The organism is Bounagaea algeriensis (genome assembly GCF_054491375.1).
The window spans coordinates 4,416,834-4,442,813 of the sequence record NZ_CM137102.1 but is presented as its reverse complement, the minus strand read 5'-3'; the positions used below and the strand labels follow the sequence as shown (position 1 = coordinate 4,442,813).

The following is a 25,980-nucleotide window of genomic DNA, read 5'->3' as shown; positions in this document are numbered from 1 at the left end:
CCTCCGGCAGCGACGCGGCCTCCCGCCCACTCTGGACTCGTTCCAGAGAGCACAATTTTCATGAAAATTGTGAGTTGTCCCCACACGAGTGGAGCAACCCTTGTCCACAGGGGTGCGGGTTGTCCACAGGGTTCCGGCGTGTCGGCGGGGGGTAACCCGAGGTCGGCCCAGCTGCGGAGGAGGAACTCGTGGACACCACCGTCACCGACCGGCCCGAACAGGCTCGCTACGAGATCATCGCCGATGGCGAGTCGGCCGGTTTCGCCGAGTACGAGCGCGACGACCGCGAGAGCGATGTGCTCGCGTTCCTGCACACCGAGGTCGGCGAACAGTACTCCGGCCACGGGTTGGGCAGCGAGCTGATCCGCTTCGCGCTGGACGACGCGCGCCGGCAGGGCCTGCGGGTGCGCCCGTTCTGCCCGTTCGTGCGCGGGTTCATCGCCCGCAACACCGAGTACCGGGACCTCGTGCCGTCCGAGGAGCACGCCCGCTTCGAGCTGTGACGACCGGCCTCGCCAGCGACCGGCCCGCCTCGGACCGATGCATCTCATCGTGGGCCGGGCCGGTGCACCGCAGGCCTGCGCACCGCGGGCCGGATTGTTGTGCCGCGGGCTCGCGCACCGCGGCGCACCGCAGCGCACCGCAGCGCAGCCACCGCAGCCACCAGCGCAGCCGCCAACGCAGCCACCAGCGCAGCCGCCAACGCAGCCACCAGCACAGCCACCAGCGCAGCCGCCAACGCAGCCGCCAACGCAGCCGCCGGTGCTCGGGCCGGCGCGCACCGCTTCAGCGGGACGCGCCGCGGGGCTTGAGTCGCGTGGTGGGCAGTTCCGGGGCGGGCAGCGTGCTGTCCCAGGCCGCGGGGAACGCGCCGAAGTGGCCATCGGCGCTCGGCGCGGCGCGTTCGGCCTGCCACTGCTCGCGGTAGGCGGCGATGTCCTCGTGGCTGCGTCCGATGAAGTTCCACCACATGACGATCTGCTCGTCGAGCGGTTCGCCGCCGAGCAGCAGGACTCGCGTTTCGCCGGCTTCGCCCGCCCGCAAGGTCAGCACGTCCGCGCCGGCGGCCTGGTGGACGAGGTCACCGGCCGTGGCGGTCACCCCGGCGGTGGTGGCGCTGCCGGTGTCCACGAGCACGCCGTGCTCGAATCCGGGGTCGACGTCGAGGTCGAGCTGCTGGCCGGGGCGCAGCGTGATCTCCGCGCCGAGCAGCGGGGTGAAGGTGGCCACCGGTGAGGTGTGCCCGAGCAGCGATCCGAGGAAGACGCGTGCGCTGGCGCCGTCGGCCTCGAGCAGCGGCGGACTGTGGTGTTCGAAACCGGGTGCTGTGCAGCGGTGCTGCTCGGGCAGGGCGAGCCACAGCTGGGTGCCGTGCAGCGTGGTCGTGTCCGCCGTGGAGTGCTCGGAGTGCGCGATGCCCGAGCCCGCGGTCATGAGGTTGAGCTCGCCGGGGCGGACGTGGGCGTGCACGCCGGTGGTGTCGCGGTGTTCGATGGTGCCGCTGAACAGCCAGGACACGGTCTGCAGGCCGGTGTGCGGGTGGCCGGGCACGCGCATGCCGCCGCTGGTGGCCACGTCGTCGGGCCCGTAGTGGTCGACGAAGCACCAGGCCCCGATGAGCGAGCGCGCCCGCTGCGGCAGGGTGCGCCGCACGCGCATGGCGCGCGCTCCGCCGAGGGGGACGTCGCGGGGCTCGACGAGCTGCCCGCCGCGTGTTCCACCCCGTTCGGAGGTGCAGGTCACTTCGGGTGGCGCGGTCTCGAGGTTGCTCAACGGTCCTCCTCGGCAGCGGTGTCCAACCGTTCGAGGACGCGGTCGGCGATGGTTGCGAGCGTGGTGACTTCCTCGCCTGCGAGGTGGTCGAACACGAGGCGCCGGACGGTTTCCACGTGGGCGGGGGCGGCCTGTTCGATCGCCGCGCGCCCCTCGTCGGTGAGCACGATGTAGGCGCCGCGCGCGTCGTCGGGGCAGTCCTCGCGGGTGACCAGCCCGCGCCGCTGCATGCGGGCCAGGTGGTGCGACAGCCGGCTCTTCTCCCACTGCAGGGTTTCGGCGAGTTCGCCGATGCGCATGCGCGGCTCGGCCTGGTCGGTGAGCTGGACGAGCACGTCGAAGTCGCTCAGCGAGAGCCCCGCGTCGGCTTGCAGTTGGCGGTGCAGGCGCGCGGTGAGGCGGGCGTTCATCTCGAGGTAGCTGCGCCAGGCGTGTTGCTCGTGCTGGTCGAGCCAGCGGGTCTCCGTCACACGACCACCCTACCGATTTAGTTGACGCATCACCAACCGTGGTGCACCATGTAAGTGACGCATCAACGAGGTGTGGCGGCGCTGCCCGGTGCTGAGCCCCGCGCGCAGCGGGCAACGCCGGGAGCGCACCCGGGGAAGTGCGCAGTATCCGGGGACGAGGTCGCCGAGCGGAAGGAGACTGGCGATGACACTGGCCACCAGCGGACTGCACCACGTGACGGCGATCGCCGGAAACCCGCAGCGCAACGCCGATTTCTACCTGCGCGCGCTCGGGTTGCGCCTGGTCAAGACCACGGTGAACTTCGACGCGCCGGACACCTACCACCTCTACTACGGCGACGAGGCCGGACGGCCGGGAACGCTGCTGACGTTCTTCCCGTTCGACGGGGCACCGCCCGGGCGCCGCGGTGCGGGACAGGCCACCACCACGTCCTTCTCCGTGCCCGCCGCCTCGATCGGCTGGTGGCGCCAGCACCTGGAGGGTCTCGGTGTCCAGGTCGGCGAGATCGTCGAACGCGACGGCGAAGCAGCGCTGACCTTCCGCGACCCGGACGGGCTGGAGATCTCGCTCGTCGCGCACCCGCAGCCGGACCCGCGCGCCCCGTGGGACGGCGGCATCGTCCCGCCCGAGCACGGCATCCGCGGTCTGCACTCGGTCACCCTGTCCACCGCCGACGAGGACGGCACCGCGGCGATGCTGGAGGAGCTCGGGCTGCGCAGCGCCGGCCGCGAGGGCAACCGCCTGCGCTACGCCGCCGGCGACGGCGGGCCGGGATCCCTGGTCGACGTGCTGGTCACACCGGGTGCCGAGCGCGGACTCGTGGCCGGCGGCACGGTGCACCACGTCGCCTGGCGCGTGCCCGACGAGCCCACCCAGGAGAAGTGGCGCGCCGAGCTCGTCGAGCGCGGCGCCGAGGTGACCGCGATCCTGGACCGGCAGTACTTCCGGTCGATCTACTTCCGCGAACCCGGCGGCACGCTGCTGGAGATCGCCACCGACGAGCCCGGGTTCAACGCGGACGAACCGCTGCTGGAGCTCGGCCGTGCGCTGAAGTTGCCGCCGTGGCTGGAGCCGGACCGCGAGCAGATCGCCGCGGCGCTGCCGACGCTGTCGCTGCCGCAGGAGAACAACCCGGAACTGATCGGGAGGGATTCGGCTTGACGGCTGCGCTCGACCGTCCGCACGTCTGGCTGCCCGCTGCCGCGGACGCGGGCGAGGCGCCGCTGTTGCTGCTGCACGGCACCGGCGGCGACGAGAACGACCTCCTGCCGCTGCGCGAACACCTCGCCCCGGCGGCACCGGTGCTGTCCGTGCGCGGCAGCGTGCTGGAGAACGGGATGCCCCGGTTCTTCCGGCGGCTGCGCGAAGGGGTCTTCGACGAGGAAGACCTGCGTGCGCGAACCGGCGAACTCGCCGCCTTCCTCGTCGAAGCCGAGCGCGAATACGGTGTTGCGCCCGGTTCGTGGCGCGCAGTCGGGTTCTCGAACGGAGCCAACATCGCCGCGGCGTTGATGCTGCTGCGGCCCGCCGCGCTGTCCGCGGCGGTGCTGCTGGCCGGCATGGTGCCGCTGCGCGAACGGCCCGCGGTCGAGCTGGCGGGCAAGCGCGTCGCCGTGGTCAACGGCGCGGCCGACCCGATCGCCACCCCGGAGCACACGGACGCGCTGACCGCGTGGTTCTCCGGCAGCGGCGCAGAGGTGGCCCGGTTCGACCACGGCGGCGGGCACGCCATCGACCCGCAGCTGCTGCCGAACGTGGCGGAGTTCCTGGTTCAGCGGTCCTGACGGAGCTGGTGGGTCGGGTCAGGTCCTCGGGTCGGTCAGGCCGCCGGCGAACGGCATCGTGCGCCATTGCTCGATGGCGGGTTTCAGCGCCTCCGCGAGCACGGGCAGCTGCGGCGCCAGCGCCAGGCACGCCACCGTCCGGGACATGCCCACGGCGTTGACAACGCGCAGCGCGCTCTCGTCCAGCTGGCGCAGCCCCCGGCGCTGTGCGGCGGAGTTGTAGGCGGCCTCGCAATCGGGACCGAGCAGTGCCAGGTCCCATTCGGCCGGTCCGAGGGCGGTGAGCTCGAAGTCGGAGTACAACGCGCCGTCCGGGGTGGTGATGATGTTGGCCGCGGGGGCGTCGCCGTGGATCGGCTGCAGGTCGATCGCCGGGAACGCCGCCTCGAATTCCGCGCGCGAGCGCACGACCGGTTCCAGGACCTCCCACTCCCGCCGTGCGCGGTCGAGGTCATCCGGGTCGATGAGCTCGGGGTGCGCTTCGAGGGCGGCAAGGCCTTCCGAAACCATCTCCGGTTCGGCCGAGGACAGGAACGGCAGCTCGCCCGGGTAGTCGCGCAGCGCGGCGTGCAGATCGGCGGTCAGGCGGGCGTTGTGCACGAGGTCGAGCTCGACGTCGTCGTCCTGTTCGACGAACTGCCAGCACGTCATCGAGAAACCGCCGCGCTGCACGGGTTCCCGCGGCACCAGCGGACTCGGCGGGATCACCGGCTGGTTCCGTTCGGCGAGCCACGCCACCACGTCGAGCTCCGCCTGCTGCCGCGTCGCCCGGGATTCGAGGTCGGCGTACGAGGGCAGGACGGTGGGCACCCGGACCACCACCGGCGACGGGGCGAGATGCACCACGACGGAGAACATGTCGTGGAGCACTCGCGCGTCGGACACCGCGAGGCCGAGATCCCGCCCCGCGGCGACGGCCGCGTCGAAAGCACGTGACGTGCGAGCCGCGAGCTGTTCGGCTGTCATGACTGCTGGCACTGCGCGATGGTCGCACGTCGCCGCACGGGTCGGAAGCCAGGTCGCAGGTGCGCGGCGAGAACATCGATGCGCCCTCGCGGAGCGGAGCGAGCAGCTGCACCGCTGGTGCGGAACTCGGAGCTTCCGGCGCTCGAAGGTCGGTGTCACCCGTCCTGCCCGGGACTCGCGGTGGCGAACCCCAGTTGAGCGGCGGACTCGAGCAGTCGGTGCTCGTACGTCACGAGCGTCAACTCCTCGTCCGTGCCGTCGAGCAGCTGCGCGGTCGCGAGGTGAAGCGCATCAAGGGTGCGCAGACCGTGGTCCGCGTGAGCCGCTGCTGTCGCGCGCACGGTGTGGTCCATCTCGACCCGGTAGATCCGGTCGAGGATGGCGGGGACGTTGGGCAGTGCGTGCTCGGCGTGCCGGCGCAGCGCCCGTGGAACTTCCACTTCGACCAGCGCGGAGGACACGAGCGGACGTCCGCTCCGCTCCCGCAGCCACCCGACGAGTTCTTCCGTGGCCGATTCCCGGTGGCACAGTTTGACCACTGCGGCTGAATCGAGGTAGATCACCAGCGCTCCTCATCGCGGTCAGCCGCGAGGGCGGAAGCGGTGTCGGCCGTGGTGTCGTGTTCTGGCGGCATCGGAATCGTGCCGTGCACCGCAGGGCTGCTGGCGCGCCCGCGGGCGACGAGCTCGTCGAGCGCTCCTGCAGCCCGACTCGTGGGCACGAGCTGCACTCCGATCGGGTTGCCATTGCTCGTGATCGTCACCGAGCGCCCCGTCGCCGCGACCTCGCGGACGACCTCACTGGTGTTCTGGTTGAGGTTGCGCATCGAAATCACGTCCATGCGAACAGTGTAGAATCCATTGTTCTACACCTCCACCGACCGACCCCGAGAAAGCTCAGGACGACTAGCCCGCGCAACGGCATGTGTGTATGCCTCGGATGAACGTGTGGGTGCCTGATGAGCTCGCAGAGCGAGCACGCGAGGCCCAACTCAACCTCTCGGCGTTGACGCAGGCTGCCATTGCCGCTGAGTTGGCGCGCAACGCTACCGATGTCTGGTTGGCGACGCTGCCCGCGCCGCGTGGGCTCACACATGAGGCGACTGTTGCCGCGCTCGATGACGCGCGTGAGGAGTTCGGTGCGTGAGCTCAGCGATGAACGCCGTGGTGCTGGATGCCTCGGTGGCGGTCGATCTGCTCGCTGGCACCGACTGCGCCCCAGCGGCGATCGACCATCTGACCAGGACCGAGCTACACGCTCCGGCGCACCTGGACGCTGAGGTCATCTCCGCGCTTGATCGAATGCGGCGCGCGGGTGACCTCGCTGTCACCGATGTCGAATTGGCCCTGGACCGCCTCATGGCCATGCCCGTTGCTCGTCACCCGTTGCCAGATCTGTTGACGGGGCGTGGGCACGGCGCGCGGACGTGCGGCTGCTCGACGCGCTTTACATCGCGCTGGCCGACCACCTCGGACTTCGGGTGCTGACCACTGACCACAAACTGGCGAGGGTGTGCCCCGAGCTGACCGAAACCCTGCATCTACCGAACGAACAGTGAGACGCGACAACGACGCACCCCTCGGAACATCACCCGGTGCGGTGTTGTTGACTTCGGTTGTGAGTGTTGAGCAGCAGACATCCCGCCGCGCCCGCGTCCGCGCCCCCGAGCTGCGGGGGCGCCGGTGGTTGAACACCGGTGGCCAGCAGCCCGGGCTCGCCGACTTCCGCGGCAAGGTCTTGCTGTTGGACTTCTGGACTTTCTGCTGCGTCAACTGCCTGCACGTGCTCGACGAGCTGCGCCCGCTGGAGGACGAGTTCGCCGATGAGCTCGTCACGGTCGGCGTGCACTCCCCCAAGTTCGAGCACGAGCGGCGCGAACAGGCCGTCGCCGCCGCCACCGAGCGCTACGGCGTGCACCACCCGGTGCTCGACGACCCGAACCTCGAGACCTGGCAGGCCTACGCCGTCAAGGCCTGGCCCACGCTGGTCGTCGTCGACCCGGAGGGCTACGTGGTGCACGTCGCCGCCGGCGAGGGCCACGTCCCGACGCTGCGCAGCATCATCGCCGACCTGGTCGCCGAGCACGACGCCAAGGGCACGCTGCACCGCGGCGACGGCCCGTACGCGCCGCCGGAACCGGCCGGGACCGCGCTGCGCTTCCCCAGCAAGGTCATCGCGCTGGAGAACGGGCACCTGCTCGTCGCCGACGCCGCGCACCACTCGCTCGTCGAGCTCGACGCCGACGCGGAAACACCGCTGCGCCGCATCGGCACCGGTGAGCGCGGCGCCGCCGACGGTGCCGCCGACGCGGCCAGCTTCTCCGAACCCGCCGGACTCACCGCGCTGCCCGAGGAGGTCGCCGCGCGCGTCGGCTACGACGTGGTCGTGGCCGACGCGGTCAACCACCTGCTGCGCGGCGTGCGCCTGTCCGACGGGCAGGTGAGCACCGTCGCCGGCACCGGCCACCAGTGGCGCGACGAGTCCGACGCCGGCCCGGCGACGGAGGTCGCGCTGACCAGCCCGTGGGACGTGGCCTGGTGGGAACCCGTCGGCGGTGTCGTCGTCGCCATGGCCGGCAACCACACGCTGGGCCTGTTCGACCCGCAGCGCGGTGCGATCCGCCGGCTCGCCGGCACCACCGTCGAAGGTCTGCGCGACGGTGCCGCCGAGGAGGCCTTCTTCGCCCAGCCGTCCGGGCTCGCCGCGCAGGGCGAGCAGTTGTGGCTGGCCGACGCGGAGACCTCGGCGCTGCGGCGGCTGGAGCTGGATGCGACCGGCTGCACCGTGCGCACCGAGATCGGCCGGGGGCTGTTCGACTTCGGCCACGCCGACGGGCCCGCCGGCACCGCCCTGCTGCAGCACCCGCTGGGTGTGACGGTGCTGCCGGACGCCTCGGTGGCGATCGGCGACACCTACAACGGCGCGGTGCGGCGGTTCGACCCGGCGTCGCGCGAGGTTTCCACGCTGGCCGCGGACCTGGCCGAGCCGTCCGGCGGGGCGGTGCTCGACGGGGAGCTCGTCGTGGTCGCCTCCGCCGCGCACCGCTTGGAACGCCCGGTGCCGCCGGGCGTGTCGGCCGAGATCGTGCAGGGCGCGAACCAGCAGGTTGCGCGCCCGTCCAGCGAGATCTCCCCGGGCGAAGTGGAACTGGTCGTGGTGTTCACCTCGCCGCCGGGCACGAAGCTGGACGAGCGCTACGGGCCCTCCACGCGCGTCGAGGTCAGCGCGAGTCCGGAGCACCTGCTCGTCGAGGGTGCGGGCGCGGGCACCGATCTGACGCGGCGGCTGGTGATCGACGAGGCGGTCGGCGAGGGCGTGCTGCACGTGGTGGCGCAGGCGGCCAGCTGCACCGACGACCCGGAGGTGGAGCACCCCACGTGCCAGCTGAGCAGGCAGGACTGGGGCGTGCCGGTGCGCGTGCGAACGGACGGTCCGCGTCGGCTGCCGCTGGTGATGGGCGGTCTCGACGCCGGTGCTTGATCCCCCGCCCGGTGCGGCGCCGGCGGTGTGCAACCAGCTGCCGCCGTGCCGGCCGGGCCGCTGCCGCACGTCGCTGGCCACGGGGAGTAAACTTTTCGGGTGACCGATGCCAAGCTTGAGATCCAGATGCTGCACGACCGAGTCATGGTGCTCGTGTCGCAGGAATCCGCGGAACGCCGCAGCAGCGGTGGAATCGTGATTCCGGCGACCGCCGAAATGGCCAAGCGGCTCATCTGGGGCGAGGTGTACGGAGTCGGCAGCCACGTGCGCAACGTCCAGGTCGGCGATCAGGTGCTGTTCAACCCCGAGGACCAGTACGAAGTCGAAGTGCAGGGTCAGGAGTACCTGGTGATGCGGGAGCGGGACCTGCACGCGGTGGCCACCGAGCAGACCGAGCAGGGCACCGGTCTGTACCTGTGAACCGCCACGAGCGGACGCGCGGCGGGAACGTGCGTCCGCGTGCGGAAACGGGTGGGCGGAACGCGTTTTCCGCGCCCTTTCGGCGGCATTTCGGCTTCGCCGTTCGCGCGGTGGCGCAAATCTTGCGAACAACGCCGATGTTGTCCATTTCGCCGCTCGAACGGCTCGCTCTTTGTGCAGGTCAAGCGGCTTGCGCTCAGTGATGTGACCCCTGACCGGGGGAGCTGAGTGCGCACGGCATCCTGGAACGCGGTGCATTCGCACCGCGGGGCCAGCGGACGAAGGGGAAGCGGTGCCGGAAAACCACGACGAACGACGCGGCGATGAACCTTACACCGACCGGGTGTCACCTGAGTCGGGTGCTACCGCCGGTGATCAATCGGGAGCGGAGGCCTCGGACTCCGAGTCCGCCGCGGACGCGCCCGGCTCCGAGCACGGCACGGACACCGTGCGCCTGTCCGGGGCGCTCGACGCCGGGGCGCCCGGGGACAGGGTGTCCGAAGACGGGGTGTCCGAAGACGGGGCGCCCGGGGACGGGGCGGAAGCCGACGACAGCACTGCGCGCACCAGCGTGAGCGGTGAGCTCGCCGAGGGGGCGGAAGCCTCTGAGCGAGCCGGCGACGCTTCCGGCGACACCACCCCCGGCGACAGCACCCCCGGGGGCAGCGCTGCGGGCAGCGACAGCGCCGGGGACAGCGCCACGGCGGACGAGACCACCGAGCGGAACGCACCCGTGTCGGCGTTCGCCTGGCCGGAGGAGCAGGACGCGACCGCGGCGGACGCGGAACCCGCCGAGTCCGACGCCGAACGCACCGCGCAGATCGCGGCGCTGCCCTCCGACTTCCCCAACCTGTCCGAGACGACGCAGAGCATTCCGGCCGTTCCGGCCGCGACGACGGCGTACGGACCGCAGCCGGCCGCGGAACCCGGCCCGGCGGGCGGCGAGGGAGGCAAGTCCCGCCGCGGCCTCGTGCGCGGCGGGATCATCGCCGGTGTCGTGGTGCTCGCGCTGGGCCTGCTCTACCTCGGTGACGTGGTGTTCAGCAGCGGTTCCGTGCCGCGCGGCACCGTCGTCGCCGACGTGGGCATCGGTGGGATGCAGCCCGCCGCGGCCGAGAAGAAGCTGCGCGAACAGCTCGGACCGGAGCTGCACGGGCCGGTCGAGGTGCGCGCGGGCGACAACGTCACCACGCTCGACCCGGACGCCTCGGGTTTGCGGATGGACTGGCAGTCCACCGTGTCCAAGGCGGGTGACCAGCCGCTCAACCCCTTCACCCGGGTGGCCTCGTTCTTCAGCGAGCGCGAAGTCGTCCCGGTCAGCACCGGCGACCGCCAGCAGGTGGCGGCGGCGTTGCAGCGCATCAAACCGCAGCTGGATCGCGAGGCCCGGGAGGGCACGATCCGCTTCGAAGGCACCCGGCCGGTTCCGGTGCTGCCGGTGAGCGGACGCCACGTGGGCGTGGAACAGGCCACCGACGTGGTCATGTCGGAGTGGGCGAAACCCGGCCCGGTGGACGTGCCGTTCGACGAGCAGCCGGTGCGCACCAGCACCGAAGGCGTGCGGAGCACCGTCCGGCAGATCGAGCGGGGACCGCTGGCCGGGCCGGTGCAGGTCGCCGGCGACGGCAAGCAGGCCACGCTCGACCGGGAGGCGATCGCCGGGGCGTTGCGGTTCGAACCCGGCGCGAACGGGAACCTCGACTGGCACCTGGACGTCCCCGCCGCGGCGGAGGTGCTCGAACCGCAGCTGGCCGAGACGCTGCGGCCGCCGAAGAACGCCGAGATCGCCCTCGAGGGCGGCAACCCCACCGTCCGCCCGTCGGAGGAAGGGCGCGGGATCGACTGGGAGAAGAGCTTCGCGAACATCTCCGAGGTGTTCTCCCGCGACCAGGACCGCTCGGTGCGGGCGGTGTACAAGAAGGTCCCGCCGGAGTTCAGCACCGAGCAGGCCAACGACCTCGGCATCCGCGAAGTGGTCGGCGAGTTCCAGACCGGCGGTTTCGAACCGGACTCCGGCAAGAACATCCGGCGCGTGGCCGAGCAGGTCAACGGCGCGATCATCAAACCGGGCGAGACCTTCAGCCTCAACGGCCACACCGGCCGCCGCGGCAAGGAGCAGGGCTACGTCGAGTCCGGCGTGATCGAGGACGGGCGGCCGCAGAAGGCCGTCGGCGGCGGCATCTCCCAGTTCGCCACGACGCTGTTCAACGCTTCGTACTTCGCCGGGATGCAGGACGTCGAGCACAAGGAGCACAGCTACTACATCAGCCGCTACCCGGCCGGGCGGGAATCCACCGTGTTCCAGGGCCAGGACGGTTCGAGCATCATCGACGTCAAGTTCAAGAACGTCTCCGACAGCGGCATCATGATCACCACCGAGTGGACGCCGCAGTCGATCAACGTGAAGCTGTGGGGGACCAAGCAGTTCGACGTGCAGTCGCAGACCAGCGACAAGCAGAACGTCACTCCACCGCAGGAGCAGGTCGTCCCGCCGGGCGAACCGTGCAGCGAAAGTTCCGGCACCCCCGGGTTCACCGTGGTGGACACGCGCACGATCAAGAACCTCAAGACCGGCGATACCCGCACGGAGCGGGAGAGGACGGTCTACGACCCGCAGCCGATCATCCACTGCGGCGCGCCGCCACCACCACCGCCGCCGGGCGACTGACACCGGACGACCGGCACCGGAGGAGGACCGGCACCGGGCACCGGGCGCCTGGCACCGGGCGACCGGCGCACCGGCCGGAGCGCGACGCGAGCGGGGCGGACCTGCGGGTGCGCCCCGTTCCGCGTGCGTCCGCTGCTGTTTTCGGAGGAATTTCCGGCACGCGGGCGGATCACGTCGATCACGCGTGCAACCGCAGCCCCGCCGCGGACGTCACCATGAACACGAGTTCGCCGAGGAACTCGCGGTGCACCTGCGATCGGGGGTAGCTGTGCCGGGCAGATCCAGAGACCACAACGGCGCGCTGACCGACGCGGAACGGCGCGTCGACGAGGCGCTGCGCGACCGCAACGGGGCGGTGGCGCACCACTCCAGGCTGGACGTGCGCGCGGCCGAGTCCGACGGCCAGTGCGTCGTGCGCGGCGAGTACCTCACCCGCCGGCTCGTCGAGTCCACCGATGACGGCGGGTGGTGGCCGTTCTCACGGCGCTCCGGGCGCCAGCCGGTGGCCGTGGTGGAGGACGCGGTCATCACCGGGTCCCTCGACCTGCGGGCGACGGAACTGCCGTACCTGTTGCAGTTCATCCGCTGCCGCTTCGACAACCCGCCGGACCTGCGGCAGGCCACGCTGCCCGGGATGATGTTCGACGAGTGCTGGCTGCCGGGGCTGGCGGCCAGGAATCTGCGCACCGCGCACGACACGGTGCTGCAACGTTCGTTCTGCGACGGCGTGCTCAACCTCGCCGACGCCGAGTGCGGCGGTTCGCTGCTGCTGGACGACTCGGAACTGCACCGGCCGGGCCGGCGCGCGCTGTACGGCGACCGGCTGTCGGTCGCGGGCGCGCTGCTGGGCCAGCGCCTCCGCGTCACCGGGGAGCTGCGCATGCCCGGTGCGAAGATCGGCGGCAACCTGAACTTCTCCGGCGGGTGCCTGCACCGTCCCGGCGGGCTCGTGCTCAACGCCAACGGCACGCGCATCGGCGGCAGCCTGCGGTTCGACCGGGACCCGCTCAGCGCCGAGCCCGCGCGCTCCACCGGCCTGCTGTACCTGCCGAGCGCGCACATCGCCGGCGACATCCGGATGGCCGGGGCGGTGCTCGACCCGGGGGTGCGTCCGCCGTCCCGCGACGAGTCGCGCTACGACGACCCGTCGAGCACGCTCGTCGCCGACCGCGCCGACATCCAGGGTGGCGTGCTGATGCACGACGGGTTCCGCAGCAACGGCACGTTGCGCGCGGTCAGCGCCGCCATCGGCGACGACGTGCGCATGGGCGGTGCGCGGATCGACCTGACCTGGTCGCGTTCGCCGAGCGAGTTCGCCGTCGACCCGCTGCGCGCGCTGCGCTGGGACGGCACGGTCATCCGCGGCAACGTGGAAGCCGAACGGGCGGAACTGCGCGGCCAGCTCCGCCTCGTCGACGTGCACGTGCACGGGAGCTTCCTGCTCACCGGCGCGCGCGTGCACGCCCCGCGCACGGACGTGATGCGCGCCGGGCGCCTGCACATCGGCGGCGATTTCGACGGCCGCCACGCGGAGATCACCGGAACCCTGCACCTGCAGGGCGCGCGGATCGGGGCGAGCATCGACATGCGCGGTGCGCAGCTGGGCAAACCCGCCTGGCACCCGCACCGGCTGAGCTACAAACCCTCGGTCGACCTGCGCACCGCCCGCATCGACCGGGACCTCGTCTGCGCCGCGGGCGAACAGGCCTTCAGCGCCGAGGGCGAGGTGCAGCTGCGCCGCGCGGAGATCGGGCGGCAGGCGAACTTCTCCGGATGCGAGCTGGGCGAAGCCGGCACCGCCACGGCGCTCAACGCGTTCGGCCTGCTGGCTCAGGAGCTGACGCTGCTGCCGGCGGAAGCTCCGGTGGGGCGGGTCGTGCTGCGGCAGGCGCAGTGCGAGCTGCTCGCCGACAACGAGCAGCTGTGGTCCGCCTCGCGCGGGGTGCGTGCCGAGGACTTCCGCTTCGACACGTTCAGCACCCCGATCGAACCCACCGACCGGGCGCGGGTGCTGGAGCGGCTGCGGTGGTTGCGCGCCAGCTGCAGCCGGTACGCGCCCGCCCCGTACGACCAGCTCGCCCAGGTGTTCCGGCAGAACGGCACCGAGCAGCACGCTTCGGTGGTGCTGATCGAGAAGCAGCGGCGGCGCTACCAGGCGATCGCGGACTCCGCGCCGGCGCCGCTGCGGTGGGCGGTGCGGCTGTGGAGCTTCCTGCAGCGGGTCACCGTCAGCTACGGCTACCGGCCTTCGCGCGCCGTGCTGTGGATCCTGCTGCTCGTCGCGCTGGGCACGGCCTGGTTCGCCGACCACCCGCTGCAGCCGGCCGATCCGCGGGAGCGGCTCGTGTGGAACCCGTTCCTGTACACGGTCGACCAGATGATCCCGGTGGTGAACCTGGGGCACGAAACCGCCTGGCGTGCGACCGGGGCTTCGCAGTGGATCACGGTGGTGCTCATCGCCAGCGGCTGGCTGCTGGCCACCACGGCCGCCACGGGGATCACGCGCACTCTCCGCCGGACGGAAGGCGGCGATCCCCGCTCGCGGCAGTGAGGACCGTTCCGAGGACGGGTCGTTCGGCAGAACCTCCTGCACGTCCCAACTGTCCCCCGGCCACCCGCCCCGGACGGCGGAACATCGGGTCCTACGTCCCGACCAGGGCGGTGACCTGCGGTGAGTAGGCGTGGTCGAGCACGAGGGTGGCCGCGCCGACAGTGCCCGCGTCGGAACCGGTGGCGGCGGTTTCGACGGTGACCGGGCGGATGTCGGCTGCCCAGGCCACCTCGGCGATCGCCTCGGACACCTCGTCGCGGACGAGGCCTTCGACCTGGCACAACCCGGGACCGCCGAGCACCACCCGGTCCACGTCGAGGACGCTGACCACGGAGGCGAGCGAGCGGCCGAGTCGGTTGCCGGCGCGCCGCAGCACGCGGATCGCGGTGCTGTCGCCCGCGGCCGCGGTGCGGCACAGCTGCGCGTACCCGGTGGTGACGCTGCTGCTCTTCGGGTTGCCGCCCGCGGCGCGCCAGTCGGCGAGGATCGCGGGCATGGAGCAGTAGGCGTCGAGGCAACCGCGTTTGCCGCAGCGGCACCGGCGCCGCCCGCCGTGCGGCACGTGCCCGATCTCGCCGGCGTTGTTGCTGGCGCCGCGGTGCACCTGGTCGTCGAGCACGATGCCGACGCCGACGCTGCCGCCGAGGTAGCCGTAGACGAACGAGCCGTTGTGCGTGCCGTTGCCGGACCAGCGCTCACCGGTGGCGGCGGCGGTGGCGTCGTTGTCCATCACCACCGGTACGGCGGTCCGTTCCTGCACCGTGTCGGCCAGGGCGACTTCGTCCCACCCGTCGAGGCCGGGAGGTGACAGCACGTGCCGCTGGGTGGGGTCGAGCGGGCCCGGCACGGCCAGGCCGAGCCCGAGCACGCGTTCGGCGTCGGCGGTGAGGTAGCGGTAGGTGTTCTCGAGCGCGGCGACCACGGTGCGCGGCCGCGCCTGCGAGGACACGCGGCGGTGGCTGCGTGCGCGCACGGCGCCGGTGAGGTCGACGAGCGCGCCGTGCACCCGGTCGCCTTCGACGTGCAGCCCGACCGCGTAGGAGGCCTCGGGCACGATGCGCAGCTGCACCCGGCGCTTGCCCCCGGTCGGGGGGCCGTTGCCGGTTTCGCGGACGAGGCCGTCGTCGATGAGTTCGCGGACGATGTTCGACATGGTCTGCGGGGTGAGGCGGGTGGCTCTGGCGAGCTCGACGCGGCTGATCGCGCCGCCGCGGCGGATGGCGTCGAGCACCACCGCCCGGTTGAAGCCGCCGACCCGCGGCAGATTCGTGCCGTGCAAGGACTCTGCGCGCCCCATCGTGGCTCCCTCGTGTCCGTGGCATGCGGGTTGTGCGTTCGCAGACGGGCCGGTCGACCGGTGGAGCGCTTCATCGAATGGACGAAGCTCACGAGAGTGTGATGCAGATCTCTGCCGCGGCGCAAGTGCTGATCGCGGGAACGTCCGCGGCGGCGTTGGGTCCGAGCTGCTCCGGCGGCGCTGTTCCGGCGGTGCCGTTCCGGCGGTGCCGTTCCGGCGGTGCCGCCGGAGTTCGGCCTCCGCTGTCACTCTACAGTGGACTGGTGATGACGTGGGGGAATGCGGCACGAAAGCGCGAAATGCGGGTTGGTGCGCGTGCTGCGCGGGTAATCCGCGGGTGAGGCGGTGCAGCTGCCGCCGGCTCGCGGACCGTGGAGGTGCGCCGTGGAAGACCTCGCCTTATGCGCGCTCGTCGCCGTCGCGGTCATCGCCCTGTTCATGGCGTTACGCAGCGATGAGGCACGCGGCGATGAGATACGCGGTGATGAGGCACGCGGTGATGAGACCTCCCGGCCCCGGGGAGGGCGGCGTCCGGGGCCCGGCGCCCGGTCGAACCCGCGCGGAGCGCTCAGGCGCATCCGCCGACCGGGCACCGGCAGACCCTGAAGCGCAGGGCAGGCCCCGAAACGCAGGGCAGGACCCGAGCGCGCCTGGAGGAGCGGCACCGCGGCCGCTCGCAAGCACCTCACCCGAACGAGGTCTTTGAACCCGCCCGCGAAATGCGCACATGCCCCGGCCCAGCACCGCTCAGGTCCAGCACCGCCCAGGTCCAGCACCGCCCCGGCCGCGGACGGCGAAGTGGTGGGCCTCCCACGCGCGCCGAGCGGCGCACGTGGGAGGCCCACCACTGCTCGAACGTGTGAACTCGGGAGGAAGCCTCCCCGCGGCAGCCCCAGCAGGCCCCGCGGCAGCCCCAGCAGGCCCCGCGGCCTCGGCGAGCCCCGCGGGCACCTCCGGGGCGGGAGTGCGCGAGTCAGGAGTTCAGACGCTGCTTGAGGGCATCCAGCTCGTCACGCATCGACGTCGGCAGCGCTTCGCCGATCGTGTCGAACCACTCCTCGATGAGCGGGGTTTCGGCCTGCCATTCGGAACGGTCCACGTGCAGCGCCGTTTCCACGTCCTCGCGGGTGCAGTCCAGACCGGACAGATCCAGCTCCTCGGCGGCGGGAACGCGGCCCACCGGGGTCTCCGTCGCGGCGGCCTTGCCCTCGATCCGGTCGACGATCCACTTGAGCACGCGGCTGTTCTCGCCGAAGCCCGGCCACACGATCTTCTCGCCGGACTCGTCGCGGCGGAACCAGTTCACGTAGAAGATGCTGGGCATCTTGCTCGCGTCCGCGCTCTTGCCGACGTCGACCCAGTGCTGGAAGTAGTCGCCGACGTTGTAGCCGATGAACGGGAGCATGGCCATCGGATCGCGGCGCACCTCGCCGACCTTGCCCGCCGCGGCGGCGGTCTTCTCGGACGACAGCGTCGCGCCCATGAACACGCCGTGCTGCCAGTCGAACGCCTCGTTCACCAGCGGGATGGTGGTCTTGCGGCGTCCGCCGAACAGGATCGCCGACAGCGGCACGCCCTGCGGGTCGTCCCACTCCGGCGCCAGGATCGGGCACTGGTTCATCGGCGTGCAGTAGCGGGAGTTCGGGTGCGCGGCGGGCTCGTCCGAGTCGGGAGTCCAGTCGCGGCCCTTCCAGTCGGTGCAGTGCTCCGGCTGGTTCTCCATCCCCTCCCACCAGACGTCGCCGTCGTCGGTGAGCGCGACGTTGGTGAAGATGGAGTTGCCCTTCTCGATGGTGCGCATCGCGTTCGGGTTCGTGTTCCAGTTCGTCCCCGGCGCGACGCCGAAGAACCCGGCCTCCGGGTTCACCGCGTACAGCCGCCCGTCCGAACCGAACCGCAGCCAGGCGATGTCGTCGCCCAGCGTTTCCACCCGCCAGCCCGGGATCGTCGGTTCGAGCATCGCCAGGTTCGTCTTCCCGCACGCCGAGGGGAAGGCGGCGGCGACGTAGTGCACCTCGTTCTCGGGCGAGATGAGCTTGAGGATGAGCATGTGCTCGGCCAGCCAGCCCTCGTCGCGGGCCATCGCCGAAGCGATCCGCAGCGAGTAGCACTTCTTGCCGAGCAGCGCGTTGCCGCCGTAGCCCGAACCGAAGCTCCAGATCATGCGCTCTTCGGGGAAGTGCGTGATGTACTTCGTCTCGTTGCAGGGCCACGGCACGTCCTGCTGGCCGGGCTCGAGCGGAGCGCCGACCGAGTGCAGCGCGGGGACGAACTCGCCGTCCTCGCCGAGCCGGTCCAGCACCTTGCGGCCCATGCGCGTCATGATGTGCATGGAAACCACGACGTACTCGGAATCGGTGATTTCCACGCCGATCCGCGGTTCGTCCGCGTGCAGCGGCCCCATGCAGAATGGGATGACGTACATCGTGCGGCCACGCATGCAGCCCCGGTAGAGCTCGGTCATGGTGGCTTTCATCTCAGCGGGGTCCATCCAGTTGTTGGTGACTCCCGCGTCCTTCTTCTCCCGCGAGCAGATGAACGTGCGTTCTTCGACCCTGGCCACGTCGGCCGGATCGGAGGCGGCGTGGAACGAATTCGGCTTCTTCGCCAGGCGCGTGAAAGTTCCCGCCTCGACCAGGCGATCAGTCAGTCGCTGCCATTCATCGGGCGACCCGTCGCACCAGACGACCTGGTCGGGCGTGGTCAGCTCGGCTACGTCACGTACCCAGGCCAACAGGCCTTCGTGCTGTGCCGGTGCCTGATCGAGTCCCGGAATGGTCACTGCGGTCATCGCGTCTTGTCTCCTGACTGGGCGCCACAGCCCGGAATCAAGCCGACGGCGCAACCGTCGGCGCTTTCTCAGGGAATGCTTCGCCCGCCGGCGTTGCCGGACGAAGCGGGAAGGGATACTCCGAGGCTAACCGGGTGGCGGCGTTAATACGCAGGACAGCCGTGTTCGTTCGATCACAGGAACGATAAGGGGATCGATTCAGTACACGGCCAGGTCGGGAAATCCGAGTGACCACCCGGAAGTGCTGCGAAGAATTTCCGGCGAATCGTCGGCGAACTCGGGGCCGGCGCCACCGGCGTCGGACCGCGACGGTCGCGGGACGGGTGCGGTGCCCGGCTCGAACCGGGATGAACGACGGCCCGGCGGGCGGAAGCGCCCGCCGGAGAACCGGGCTCAGCGCCCCGGTGTCTGGAAATCCGCGCTGCGCACTCGGGGTGCGTCGCGGTCGGTGGCACCTCCGTCGGTAGCGCCGCCACCGGTGTTGCCGCCATCGGTGTTGCCGCCATCGGGGGTGCCGTCGGCGCTCCCGCCGCCGGCCACGGCGCCGCCCGCACCGGCGAGCTTGCCGGTCGTGGGCGCCTGCCGCGCGGGGTCGTCGCGACCGTCGTCCGCGCCCGGCGGCGGGCCGAAGTCCCAGGCTGCGTCGTCGGTGAGCTCCGCCCCGTCGGAGGCGAAGCCCCCCTGCTCGTCGAGGCGGCCGCGGTCGACCACCGTCCACTCCCCCTCGCCGGTGTGCTGCGAGACGGTGACCGCGCCGTCGGAGGTGATGCGCACGAGCTGGTCGGCCCGGCCGTCGCCGTCCGCGTCGGTGGCCAGCATCGTGCCGTTCTCCGTGGCCACGACGGCCGTGTCCGGTCGGCCGTCGTGGTCGGTGTCCTCGGTGGCCGGGCCGATCTCGTGCGGCCCGTCCGGGGTGTGCAGCACCATCGGCTCCCCGGGCGGACGCGGGTCGCCGGTGTTCTGCTCGGGCGCTTCCGCGACCCACGTGCCCGAGGTGGTGTCGAAGCGCGCCTGACCGGTGACCACGCCGTCGGTGTCGACGTGCCGCAGCACGTCCGCGCGGCCGTCGGCATCGGAGTCGACGTAGGCCACGAAGCCGTCGTCGGTCATGATCGTGACGGCCTCGTCGACGCCGTCACCGTCCAGGTCGCGGTTGGCTTCGGCGGTGTACTCGGCGCCGTCGACGGGGATCGTGATGTCGCCGTCGCCCGAGCCCTGCTCCTCCAGGTACAACCCCGTGCTCCCTCGTACCTCGTGGTCGTGCGCCGCCGTGTTCCTGCGCCTGGTCGTGCGCCGTCGTGTTCACCGTGGTGCCCCTGCCGGGTGGCTTCGCGCGGGTCCGAGGCGGTCGACGAGTGCACGCCGGCAGTGCCGAACTCGTGGCAGTGGCCCCGCACCGGGCGAGCACGCCCTGGGCACTCGCAGTCTCCCAGTTGCGACGCGTTCGCGGGAGTGCTGGTTCCCCGGGATGGCCGCGCCGCCGGCGTCACGGCCCCGCGGATTCCCCGCTGACCTGCGTCGACGCAGCGCTGCTGGGCTGCGCATGGTTGCCCTCCTGCACAGGGGCACCCTCCTGCACCGGCGCGGTGCTGCCCGCCGCGTCCTGCCCGCCGCCCCGCCCCGCGGCGGCGGCTGCGTGCGCGGGAGCTTCGGTGGTCTGCTCGCAGGCGCCCGCGCGCAGCGCGGCCGCCTCGCGCCCGTCGCGCAGGTTGCGGATGCCGGCGAGCAGGTGCTCCACCTTCTGCCGCCCGGAACGCGCCTGGTCCACGCGCTGCTTGATCTCCCGCGCCCGGCGGCCGCGTTCGGCCGCGTCCATCCGCAGCGCCCGGTCGACTTCGCGCAGTTCCTCGTCGATGGTCTCGATGCGCCGGGTGAGCACGTCGTCCAAGGCCAGCAGCAGCTGCTGCTCGGCCTCGATGAGCTGTTCGGACACCAGCTGGTCCAGGGTGGAGCGGGCGTCGGCGACGGCTTCGGTGAGCCACTGCTTGAGGTGCTGCTTGTCCGCCGCGTGCCGCCGCGTGCGCGCCATCCACCACCCGGCGCCGAGCCCCAGCGCGATCGACACGGGAAGCACGATCGGGGTCAGCGCGCCCGCGCCGAGGCCCAGCCACGGCAGCGCCACCGCCACGCGGCCGAGCCCCAACCCGCTCGAGACGCCCATGACCACCAGCAGCCTGTCCTCGGCGGTCGGCGGTCGCTTGTCCGGGGCGCGCAGCGTGACCGGGGGGTGCGCGCCCCGGGCGAACTGGGAGCGGATGACGTCGAGTTCCTCGGCGGAGAACAGCTCGGCCAGCGACCGCTCGGCCGCACCCGCCAGCCTGCCGGACAGCAGCGACGCGATGTGCGAGGCGGTGAGTTGCAGCGCGGAGTCGACCTGCGCGGGCAGTTCGGCCAGCGCGGTGCGGTCGGCCGAGTCGATGGCGCGGCGGAACCGGCTCTGCGCCTGCCGCACCTGGTCGGTCACTTCGTGCCCGATCTCCACGCGGGCGCGCTGGATCTCCCCGCGCAGCCGCACCTGCCAGCCGCGCGTGGAGGAGCGGCGCGCGGCCTGCAGCTCGTCGCGCCGGCTGCGCAGCGATTCGGCCTCGTGCTCGCCGAAGGTCAGCGCGCGGTGCTCGGCTTCCCAGCGGCCGATCAGCTCGCCGAGCACGGTGGACAGCGCGCGCAGCGTGTTCGCCTCGCCGAGCATGGCCGAGCGGTCCGCGATCGCGTCGCGCACCGCGGTGCGCAGCTCACCGATGCCGGACTGGCCGCGCAGCAGTTCGCGCGCGTGTTCGTGCGGTGCGGTTTCGGCCTGGTGCAGCATCCGGGCGGAGACGGGGAAGGTCGGGACGTGGGCGAACCGCGGCGCGTGTTCGGCCAGCAGCCGCCGGTTCTCCGCCTGGATCTCCCGCCAGCCCCGGTGCCGGTCGGTTTTCGCCAGCGCGAAGAACACGGTTTCCACGCGCGCGGCGACGGTGTTGAGGAACTCCAGTTCACCGCACGTGATCGGTGCGGAGGCGTCCGAGACGAACAGCAGCGCCGTGGCGGATCCGGCGGCTTCCAGCGCCAGCTCGCCGTGCTCGGCGCGCAGACCGCCGACGCCGGGGGTGTCCACCACGGTGATCTCCTCCAGCGCGGGCAGCGGGGCACGCACGCGGACGCGGCGCGGCGGGACGTGCCCCGCGGAGTCCGGGGTGACGACCGTCCAGTCGGCCAGGGAGTCGAAGTCCACGGGCACGGGCTCCTGGCCGGGGTAGCAGGCGTGGGCCTGCCACTGCTCGCCGTGCTCGAACCACAGGTGCGCGGCCGTGGCGCCGTTCGCGTCCGCGCTCGACAGGCCGTCGTGCCCCAGCAGGGCGTTGACCAGCGAGCTCTTGCCCCTGTTGGTTTCGCCGACGACGACCACGGTGGGTTTGTCCGGCCGCGCCCGGCGGATGTCGTCGACCCACGCGGCGACGTCCGGGGCGGTCTCGCGCAGCAGCGTGAACAACCGGTCGCGGGTCTGCCGCACCTGCTGCGGCAGCGCGGCCGTGAAGGCCACGTCCGGTGAGGTCATGCGCCACCACCCTCTGCTCGGGATCCGGGCCTGCTCGGGATACGGGCGCATTGTCCAGCAGTGCCGTCCGGCAGTGCGGCGCGGCCGGATCAGCGCAGGTGCCCCGGCGGCCGGATCAACGCAGCGGCCGGATCAACGCGGCGGCCGGATCAACGTAGCGACAGGTTCAACGTCGGCGGCCGGATCAACGTCGGCGGGTCCAGCCGGTGTCGTAGGGCGAGACCCGCGCGGGCGGCTCGTCGCCGGCTTCGCTGAACGCCTGCAGCGCGCGCACGAGCCCTTGGCGCTGTTCGTGCGGGATGCGTTCGACGATCGCTTCGATCTCGTTGCGCCGGTAGTCGGTGACCTGGTCGACGAGGTCCTGGCCGCTGCGGGTCAGCGCGATGGTGACTTCCCGGCGCGATTCGGGGTTGCTCTGCCGCTGCACCCAGCCCGCGTTCACGAGCCGGTCGACGGTGCGCGTGGCCGTCGAGGGGTTCACGCCGAGCAGCTCGGCGAGGGCGACGAGTTTCAGCGGCCCGCGGGAGTCCAGCGCCACCAGGAGCCGGAACTGCGGCAGCGTGATGCTCCCGGCGACGGCGGCGACGGATTTCGCCGACACGCCGACCAGCAGGCGCGAGGCGGTCAGCACGGCCTCGGCGATCGCGTCCACCTCGTCGTTGCCGAGGGACTCCGCACTGCCAGGGGTCTCCGCGGTGCTCATGTCGCCATTGTCACATTGACTTGCAGCGTGCAAGAATTGCATCTTGCAAACCGATGGATGGTGCGCAGGTCCTCCGCACGGCTCGCCGCTCGCTCACCACCTGGCTGTCCGAGCGCGGCGGCGGACTGCTCGTCCTGTCCCTGCTCATCGGGGCCGGCGCCGGCCTCGGCGCCGTCGTGTTCCGCTGGCTCGTCAGCACCGCCACGACGGTGTTCACCGGCCGGCACGAGTACACGACGGACCCCGGCGCGGCGCACGCCTGGCTCCCCGCGCTCGGACCGTGGTTCTTGCTGCTGGCCCCCGTCGCGGCCGGGCTGCTGTACGGACCGCTCGTCGCCTGGCTCGCCCCCGAGGCCAAGGGGCACGGCGTGCCCGAGGTGATGTACGCCGTGTCCGAACGCGGTGGACGCATCGCCCCGCAGGTCAGCCTCGTCAAAGCCCTCGCATCGGCGCTGTGCATCGGATCCGGCGGCTCCGTCGGCCGGGAGGGCCCGATCGTGCAGATCGCCTCCGCGCTCGGCTCCGCGCTCGGCCGCATCACCCGTCTCGACGACCGGAAGGTGCGGGTGCTCGTGGCCTGCGGCGCGGCGGGCGGCATCTCCGCGACCTTCAACGCCCCGCTGGCCGGCGCGTTCTTCGCGATGGAACTCGTCCTGCGCGCCTTCACCGTCGACGCGTTCGTGGCCGTGCTGATCGCCAGCGTCGCCGCCGACGTCATCGGCCGCGCCGTGTTCGGCGACGAATCCTTCCTGACGCTGCCCGCGTTCCACCCCGACAACCCGAGCCAGTTCGTGCTGTTCGCCGTGCTGGGCCTCGTCATCGGCGCGGTCGGCGTGCTGTTCTGCAAGGTCCTGTACCGCGTCGAGGACCTCTGCGACCGGATCTGGCCCGGCCCCGAATGGCTGCGCCCCGCCGCCGGCGGGCTCGTGCTCGGCCTGGTGCTGCTCGTGCTGCCGCACATGTACGGCGTGGGCTATCCCGTGCTCGGCCACGCCGTCGCCGGCGACTACGCGTTCGGCTTCCTGATCGTCCTGCTCATCGGCAAGATGGTGGCCACCAGCCTGACCATGGGCATCGGCGGTTCCGGCGGGGTGTTCGCGCCCTCGCTGTTCATCGGAGCCGCCGCCGGCAGCGCCTTCGGCGTCCTCGCGCAGGGAGTGCTGCCCGGGGTCGCCGGTTCCCCCGGGCTGTACGGGCTGCTCGGCATGGGCGCGGCCTTCGCCGGCGCCACCCGAGCACCGATGACCGCCGTGATCACGCTGTTCGAACTGACCGGCCAGTACTCGATCATCCTGCCGCTGATGTTCGCGGTCGCCCTGGCCACGGCGGCCAGCCGCGTGCTCAGCCGCGACACGATCTACACCGAGAAGCTCAGCCGCCGCGGCATCGACCTCAACGCCCCGCCCACGCTGATCGCCACCCACCGGCACGCGTAGCCGGCCGTCGGTGCGCTCAACGCCGCAAGCGGTACACCGTGACCACCGGTGCGCGCAGCACCCGCTCGCGATCGGCGAAGCCGGGCACCTCCGTGCCGAGGATCACCCCGTCGAGCGCGGGATCGGTGGTCTCGACCGTGCCTGCCGCCTCGTGCCGCGCCGGATCGAACCACGCGCCGTCCGGCCGCAGCGCCACCACGCCGACCTCGGCCAACCCCAGGGTCAGCCGCTCGGCCACCCCGGTTGAGCGAGCGCGGTCCACGGCGTACAGGCACAGTTCGATCAACCGGGCGCGTTCGGCCGAGTCCTGCGGCCGCCCGGCGTCGGCAGCTCCGTCCGGCCCGCTCGGCTCGTGCCGCGGCGCTGTGCACGGCAGCACCAGCCGCTCCGTGGAGGCATCGCTGGTCGTGGCGCTCATCTCGGTGCCCCTTCCGGTGTCGAAGTGCCGATCCGCCGCTCGGACGCGGCGGGCACCGCAGCGGTTCCACAGCGGATCCACGCTGCGGATCTACGCTGCGGTTGCACCCCGCCTGACCAGCGATGCGTACATTTCGCGAAATGTGCGCACGGCCGGCGGATCCCCACTGCCCGGCGGATCCCTACTGCGCCGACATCCGCCGCCACACCAGGAAGTACGCCCGGTGCACCACGTGCGCGACCCGCGACTGCGCCGGCGTCGCCCCGAACGTGGCGAACGAACGCCACCACTTCGCGCGCTCCAGCGCCGCCTCGGCCACCTGCGCCGGATCCGCATCGGGCAACCCCACCCGCTCGGCATCCGTGACCGCGCCACCCAGCCGCAGCACCTCGTCGACGAGGTCCTCCGGGAACTGCACCCCGCCCGAGGACACCAGCGTCAACGCCTCCAGCACCCGCAGCTGGTGCGCCTCCGGACGAGCCAGCAGCGCCTCCAGCGCGTCGTGCGCGGCCCGCCACTCCGCCGGATCCCCCGACTCGTGCACCAGCGAGGTCAGCGAGGCCAACGCGGCAGCCGCCTTCAACCCGTCCGCGCGCTCGCGGAACACCGTCTCCACCGTGTCCCGCAACCCCGCCGCCCCGGAAGCGGTGCCGAGGGCGCGCCGCAGGTCCCCGGCGCTCACCTCGGAGCAGCGGTCCAGCTCCGCCAACGCGCGCCGGATGCCGTAGAGGTCCAGCCGCTCCACCAGCCGCGTCCGCGCGCTCACCGGCACGGCGCAGTCCCACCCGGTGAACAGGTCCGCCGACAGCAGCATCGTCTCGCGCGTGTCCCGGTCCAGCCGGGCCAACTGCCGCAACGCGTCCGCATCGGCGGCGGTGAACCCGCCGGCCTCGGTGGTCTCCGCGAGCAGCCCCAGCATCGGCAGCACGTCCGCCACGCGCGGACGCAGCGCGCGCGCCTGGCTCTCGGCCAGGATCGAGGCGGCCCGCCACACGTCGCCGTCCGCGCCCGCCACCGACTCCGGCTCCACCGTGTCCGCCTTGTTCAGCACGGCCACCGCGTTCACCGGACCCGCGTCCCGGCTGGCCGTGGCCGCGCCGAACGCGGCCAGCATCTGCTCGTCGTCGGCGCGCACCGTCTGGGTCACCACGTACAGCACGGCCTCCGCCCCGGCCACCGCGCCCCGCGAGACCGGATCCAGCTCCTCGTCACCGGAAGTGCCGCTGGGAGCGCCCGCGTCCAGCAGCTGCCCCGCCCCCAACAGCTGCTCCGTGCGGGCTTTCGCCGCCTCGTTCAACGACCCCAACCCGGGGGTGTCGATCACCGTGAGATCGCGCAGCACCGCGTTGGTCAGGTACGCCTCGACGTGCGACACGCGCTCCAGGTCCACCCCCAGGTCGGCCGGCAACCCGCCGTCCGGTGCGCACGGCACCGGCTGCCGCGACCCGTCGTGGCCGACGACCTCGATGCGATCGACCGTGCCGTACTGGAACCGCGTGACCAGCCGGGTGCACTCGCCCACGTCCGTCGGCGCAACGCGGCGGCCGACCAGCGCGTTGACCAGCGTCGACTTGCCCGACTTCGCCCGTCCCACCACGGCCAGCTGCAGCGGGGCCGACATGCGCTGCAACACGCGGTCGATGCCCGTGGCGGTGCGTTGGCAGACCTGCTCGCGCAGATCGCC

Annotated in this window: 21 protein-coding genes and 1 pseudogene; 10 read left to right on the top strand and 12 right to left on the bottom strand. The window is 72.0% G+C overall.

Features of this window, described 5'->3' with window-relative positions; genetic code table 11:
- The first annotated feature begins 188 nt into the window (after positions 1-188).
- The gene (locus ACVGV2_RS20305; protein ID WP_459163934.1) at positions 189-503 is read left to right on the top strand and encodes a GNAT family N-acetyltransferase; all 315 of its coding nucleotides are present in this window, start codon (positions 189-191) and stop codon (positions 501-503) included.
- A 283-nt stretch (positions 504-786) separates the two neighbouring features.
- Here the strand turns inward: ACVGV2_RS20305 and ACVGV2_RS20300 are convergent, their stop codons facing one another.
- Both ACVGV2_RS20300 and ACVGV2_RS20295 read right to left on the bottom strand, forming a co-directional pair.
- A complete protein-coding gene (locus tag ACVGV2_RS20300; RefSeq protein WP_459163933.1) occupies positions 787-1,773 on the bottom strand; it encodes a pirin family protein in 987 nt (328 codons plus the stop codon).
- On the bottom strand, positions 1,770-2,183 hold the full coding sequence (locus ACVGV2_RS20295; RefSeq protein WP_459166070.1) for a MarR family winged helix-turn-helix transcriptional regulator: 414 nt from the start codon (positions 2,181-2,183) through the stop codon (positions 1,770-1,772). The genes ACVGV2_RS20300 and ACVGV2_RS20295 overlap by 4 nt, the downstream gene beginning before the upstream one ends.
- A 244-nt stretch (positions 2,184-2,427) precedes the next feature.
- Between ACVGV2_RS20295 and ACVGV2_RS20290 the strand changes: the two genes are divergently transcribed.
- Together ACVGV2_RS20290 and ACVGV2_RS20285 are read left to right on the top strand one after the other, a co-directional pair.
- A complete protein-coding gene (locus ACVGV2_RS20290) occupies positions 2,428-3,405 on the top strand; it encodes a ring-cleaving dioxygenase (RefSeq protein WP_459163932.1) in 978 nt (325 codons plus the stop codon).
- A complete protein-coding gene (locus ACVGV2_RS20285; protein WP_459163931.1) occupies positions 3,402-4,028 on the top strand; it encodes an alpha/beta hydrolase in 627 nt (208 codons plus the stop codon). The genes ACVGV2_RS20290 and ACVGV2_RS20285 overlap by 4 nt, the downstream gene beginning before the upstream one ends.
- Before the next feature lie 18 nt (positions 4,029-4,046).
- Here the strand turns inward: ACVGV2_RS20285 and ACVGV2_RS20280 are convergent, their stop codons facing one another.
- From ACVGV2_RS20280 to ACVGV2_RS20270, 3 genes are all read right to left on the bottom strand, one after another.
- The gene (locus tag ACVGV2_RS20280; RefSeq protein WP_459163930.1) at positions 4,047-4,994 is read right to left on the bottom strand and encodes an aminoglycoside phosphotransferase family protein; all 948 of its coding nucleotides are present in this window, start codon (positions 4,992-4,994) and stop codon (positions 4,047-4,049) included.
- Positions 4,995-5,149: 155 nt separating this feature from the next.
- Positions 5,150-5,557, bottom strand: coding sequence for a type II toxin-antitoxin system VapC family toxin (locus ACVGV2_RS20275; protein ID WP_459163929.1), 408 nt, complete (start codon positions 5,555-5,557; stop codon positions 5,150-5,152).
- Complete coding sequence (locus tag ACVGV2_RS20270) at positions 5,554-5,835, bottom strand: type II toxin-antitoxin system Phd/YefM family antitoxin (protein WP_459163928.1); 282 nt, start codon at positions 5,833-5,835, stop codon at positions 5,554-5,556. The genes ACVGV2_RS20275 and ACVGV2_RS20270 overlap by 4 nt, the downstream gene beginning before the upstream one ends.
- An 89-nt stretch (positions 5,836-5,924) precedes the next feature.
- Here ACVGV2_RS20270 and ACVGV2_RS20265 point away from each other — a divergent pair, with 89 nt between their 5' ends.
- The 6 genes from ACVGV2_RS20265 (at position 5,925) to ACVGV2_RS20240 (ending at position 14,113) form a co-directional block, all read left to right on the top strand.
- Entirely contained in the window at positions 5,925-6,140 is a 216-nt protein-coding gene (locus tag ACVGV2_RS20265; protein WP_459163927.1) for a type II toxin-antitoxin system CcdA family antitoxin, read from the top strand.
- Positions 6,137-6,481 carry a type II toxin-antitoxin system VapC family toxin gene (locus ACVGV2_RS20260; protein WP_459163926.1) on the top strand — a complete coding sequence of 115 codons (345 nt, stop codon included), beginning with the start codon at positions 6,137-6,139 and terminating at the stop codon, positions 6,479-6,481. Before ACVGV2_RS20265 ends, ACVGV2_RS20260 begins: the two co-directional genes overlap by 4 nt.
- Before the next feature lie 130 nt (positions 6,482-6,611).
- Positions 6,612-8,474 carry an NHL domain-containing thioredoxin family protein gene (locus ACVGV2_RS20255; RefSeq protein ID WP_459163925.1) on the top strand — a complete coding sequence of 621 codons (1,863 nt, stop codon included), beginning with the start codon at positions 6,612-6,614 and terminating at the stop codon, positions 8,472-8,474.
- 99 nt (positions 8,475-8,573) lie between these two features.
- Positions 8,574-8,894: a GroES family chaperonin gene (locus ACVGV2_RS20250; RefSeq protein ID WP_459163924.1), complete on the top strand. Its 321-nt coding sequence runs from the start codon at positions 8,574-8,576 to the stop codon at positions 8,892-8,894.
- Positions 8,895-9,237: 343 nt separating this feature from the next.
- Positions 9,238-11,562: a VanW family protein gene (locus ACVGV2_RS20245; protein WP_459163923.1), complete on the top strand. Its 2,325-nt coding sequence runs from the start codon at positions 9,238-9,240 to the stop codon at positions 11,560-11,562.
- Between the two features lie 244 nt (positions 11,563-11,806).
- On the top strand, positions 11,807-14,113 hold the full coding sequence (locus ACVGV2_RS20240) for an oxidoreductase (protein ID WP_459163922.1): 2,307 nt from the start codon (positions 11,807-11,809) through the stop codon (positions 14,111-14,113).
- Positions 14,114-14,204: 91 nt separating this feature from the next.
- Here ACVGV2_RS20240 and ACVGV2_RS20235 read toward each other — a convergent pair whose 3' ends face one another.
- The 5 genes from ACVGV2_RS20235 to ACVGV2_RS20215 form a co-directional block, all read right to left on the bottom strand.
- Positions 14,205-15,410, bottom strand: coding sequence for an ROK family transcriptional regulator (locus tag ACVGV2_RS20235; RefSeq protein ID WP_459163921.1), 1,206 nt, complete (start codon positions 15,408-15,410; stop codon positions 14,205-14,207).
- Positions 15,411-16,383: 973 nt separating this feature from the next.
- Complete coding sequence (locus ACVGV2_RS20230) at positions 16,384-18,201, bottom strand: phosphoenolpyruvate carboxykinase (GTP) (protein ID WP_459163920.1); 1,818 nt, start codon at positions 18,199-18,201, stop codon at positions 16,384-16,386.
- Between the two features lie 393 nt (positions 18,202-18,594).
- Positions 18,595-19,434 (bottom strand): DUF6802 family protein, encoded by an 840-nt coding sequence (locus ACVGV2_RS20225; protein WP_459163919.1) that lies wholly within the window; start codon positions 19,432-19,434, stop codon positions 18,595-18,597.
- A 253-nt stretch (positions 19,435-19,687) separates the two neighbouring features.
- A complete protein-coding gene (locus tag ACVGV2_RS20220; protein WP_459163918.1) occupies positions 19,688-21,739 on the bottom strand; it encodes a dynamin family protein in 2,052 nt (683 codons plus the stop codon).
- A 184-nt stretch (positions 21,740-21,923) separates the two neighbouring features.
- Positions 21,924-22,442 carry a MarR family winged helix-turn-helix transcriptional regulator gene (locus ACVGV2_RS20215; protein ID WP_459163917.1) on the bottom strand — a complete coding sequence of 173 codons (519 nt, stop codon included), beginning with the start codon at positions 22,440-22,442 and terminating at the stop codon, positions 21,924-21,926.
- A gap of 53 nt (positions 22,443-22,495) precedes the next feature.
- Here ACVGV2_RS20215 and ACVGV2_RS20210 point away from each other — a divergent pair.
- Positions 22,496-23,845 (top strand): annotated as a pseudogene (locus ACVGV2_RS20210) (chloride channel protein); the annotation flags it as partial.
- Between the two features lie 49 nt (positions 23,846-23,894).
- On the opposite strand, the gene grpE reads toward ACVGV2_RS20210, so the two are convergent.
- Both grpE and ACVGV2_RS20200 read right to left on the bottom strand, forming a co-directional pair.
- Positions 23,895-24,296, bottom strand: coding sequence for a nucleotide exchange factor GrpE (gene grpE / locus ACVGV2_RS20205; protein ID WP_459163916.1), 402 nt, complete (start codon positions 24,294-24,296; stop codon positions 23,895-23,897).
- Between the two features lie 181 nt (positions 24,297-24,477).
- On the bottom strand, positions 24,478-25,917 hold the full coding sequence (locus tag ACVGV2_RS20200) for a dynamin family protein (protein ID WP_459166069.1): 1,440 nt from the start codon (positions 25,915-25,917) through the stop codon (positions 24,478-24,480).
- Positions 25,918-25,980: the final 63 nt, after the last annotated feature.

Coding starts and splice junctions, on each gene's coding strand:
- ACVGV2_RS20295 (WP_459166070.1), bottom strand. CDS start 2,183: ATGAACGCCCGCCTCACCGCGCGCCTGCACCGCCAACTGCAAGCCGAC.
- ACVGV2_RS20290 (WP_459163932.1), top strand. CDS start 2,428: ATGACACTGGCCACCAGCGGACTGCACCACGTGACGGCGATCGCCGGA.
- ACVGV2_RS20280 (WP_459163930.1), bottom strand. CDS start 4,994: ATGACAGCCGAACAGCTCGCGGCTCGCACGTCACGTGCTTTCGACGCG.
- ACVGV2_RS20270 (WP_459163928.1), bottom strand. CDS start 5,835: ATGGACGTGATTTCGATGCGCAACCTCAACCAGAACACCAGTGAGGTC.
- ACVGV2_RS20265 (WP_459163927.1), top strand. CDS start 5,925: ATGCCTCGGATGAACGTGTGGGTGCCTGATGAGCTCGCAGAGCGAGCA.
- ACVGV2_RS20235 (WP_459163921.1), bottom strand. CDS start 15,410: ATGGGGCGCGCAGAGTCCTTGCACGGCACGAATCTGCCGCGGGTCGGC.
- ACVGV2_RS20230 (WP_459163920.1), bottom strand. CDS start 18,201: ATGACCGCAGTGACCATTCCGGGACTCGATCAGGCACCGGCACAGCAC.
- ACVGV2_RS20220 (WP_459163918.1), bottom strand. CDS start 21,739: ATGACCTCACCGGACGTGGCCTTCACGGCCGCGCTGCCGCAGCAGGTG.
- ACVGV2_RS20215 (WP_459163917.1), bottom strand. CDS start 22,442: ATGAGCACCGCGGAGACCCCTGGCAGTGCGGAGTCCCTCGGCAACGAC.
- grpE (WP_459163916.1), bottom strand. CDS start 24,296: ATGAGCGCCACGACCAGCGATGCCTCCACGGAGCGGCTGGTGCTGCCG.
- ACVGV2_RS20200 (WP_459166069.1), bottom strand. CDS start 25,917: ATGTCGGCCCCGCTGCAGCTGGCCGTGGTGGGACGGGCGAAGTCGGGC.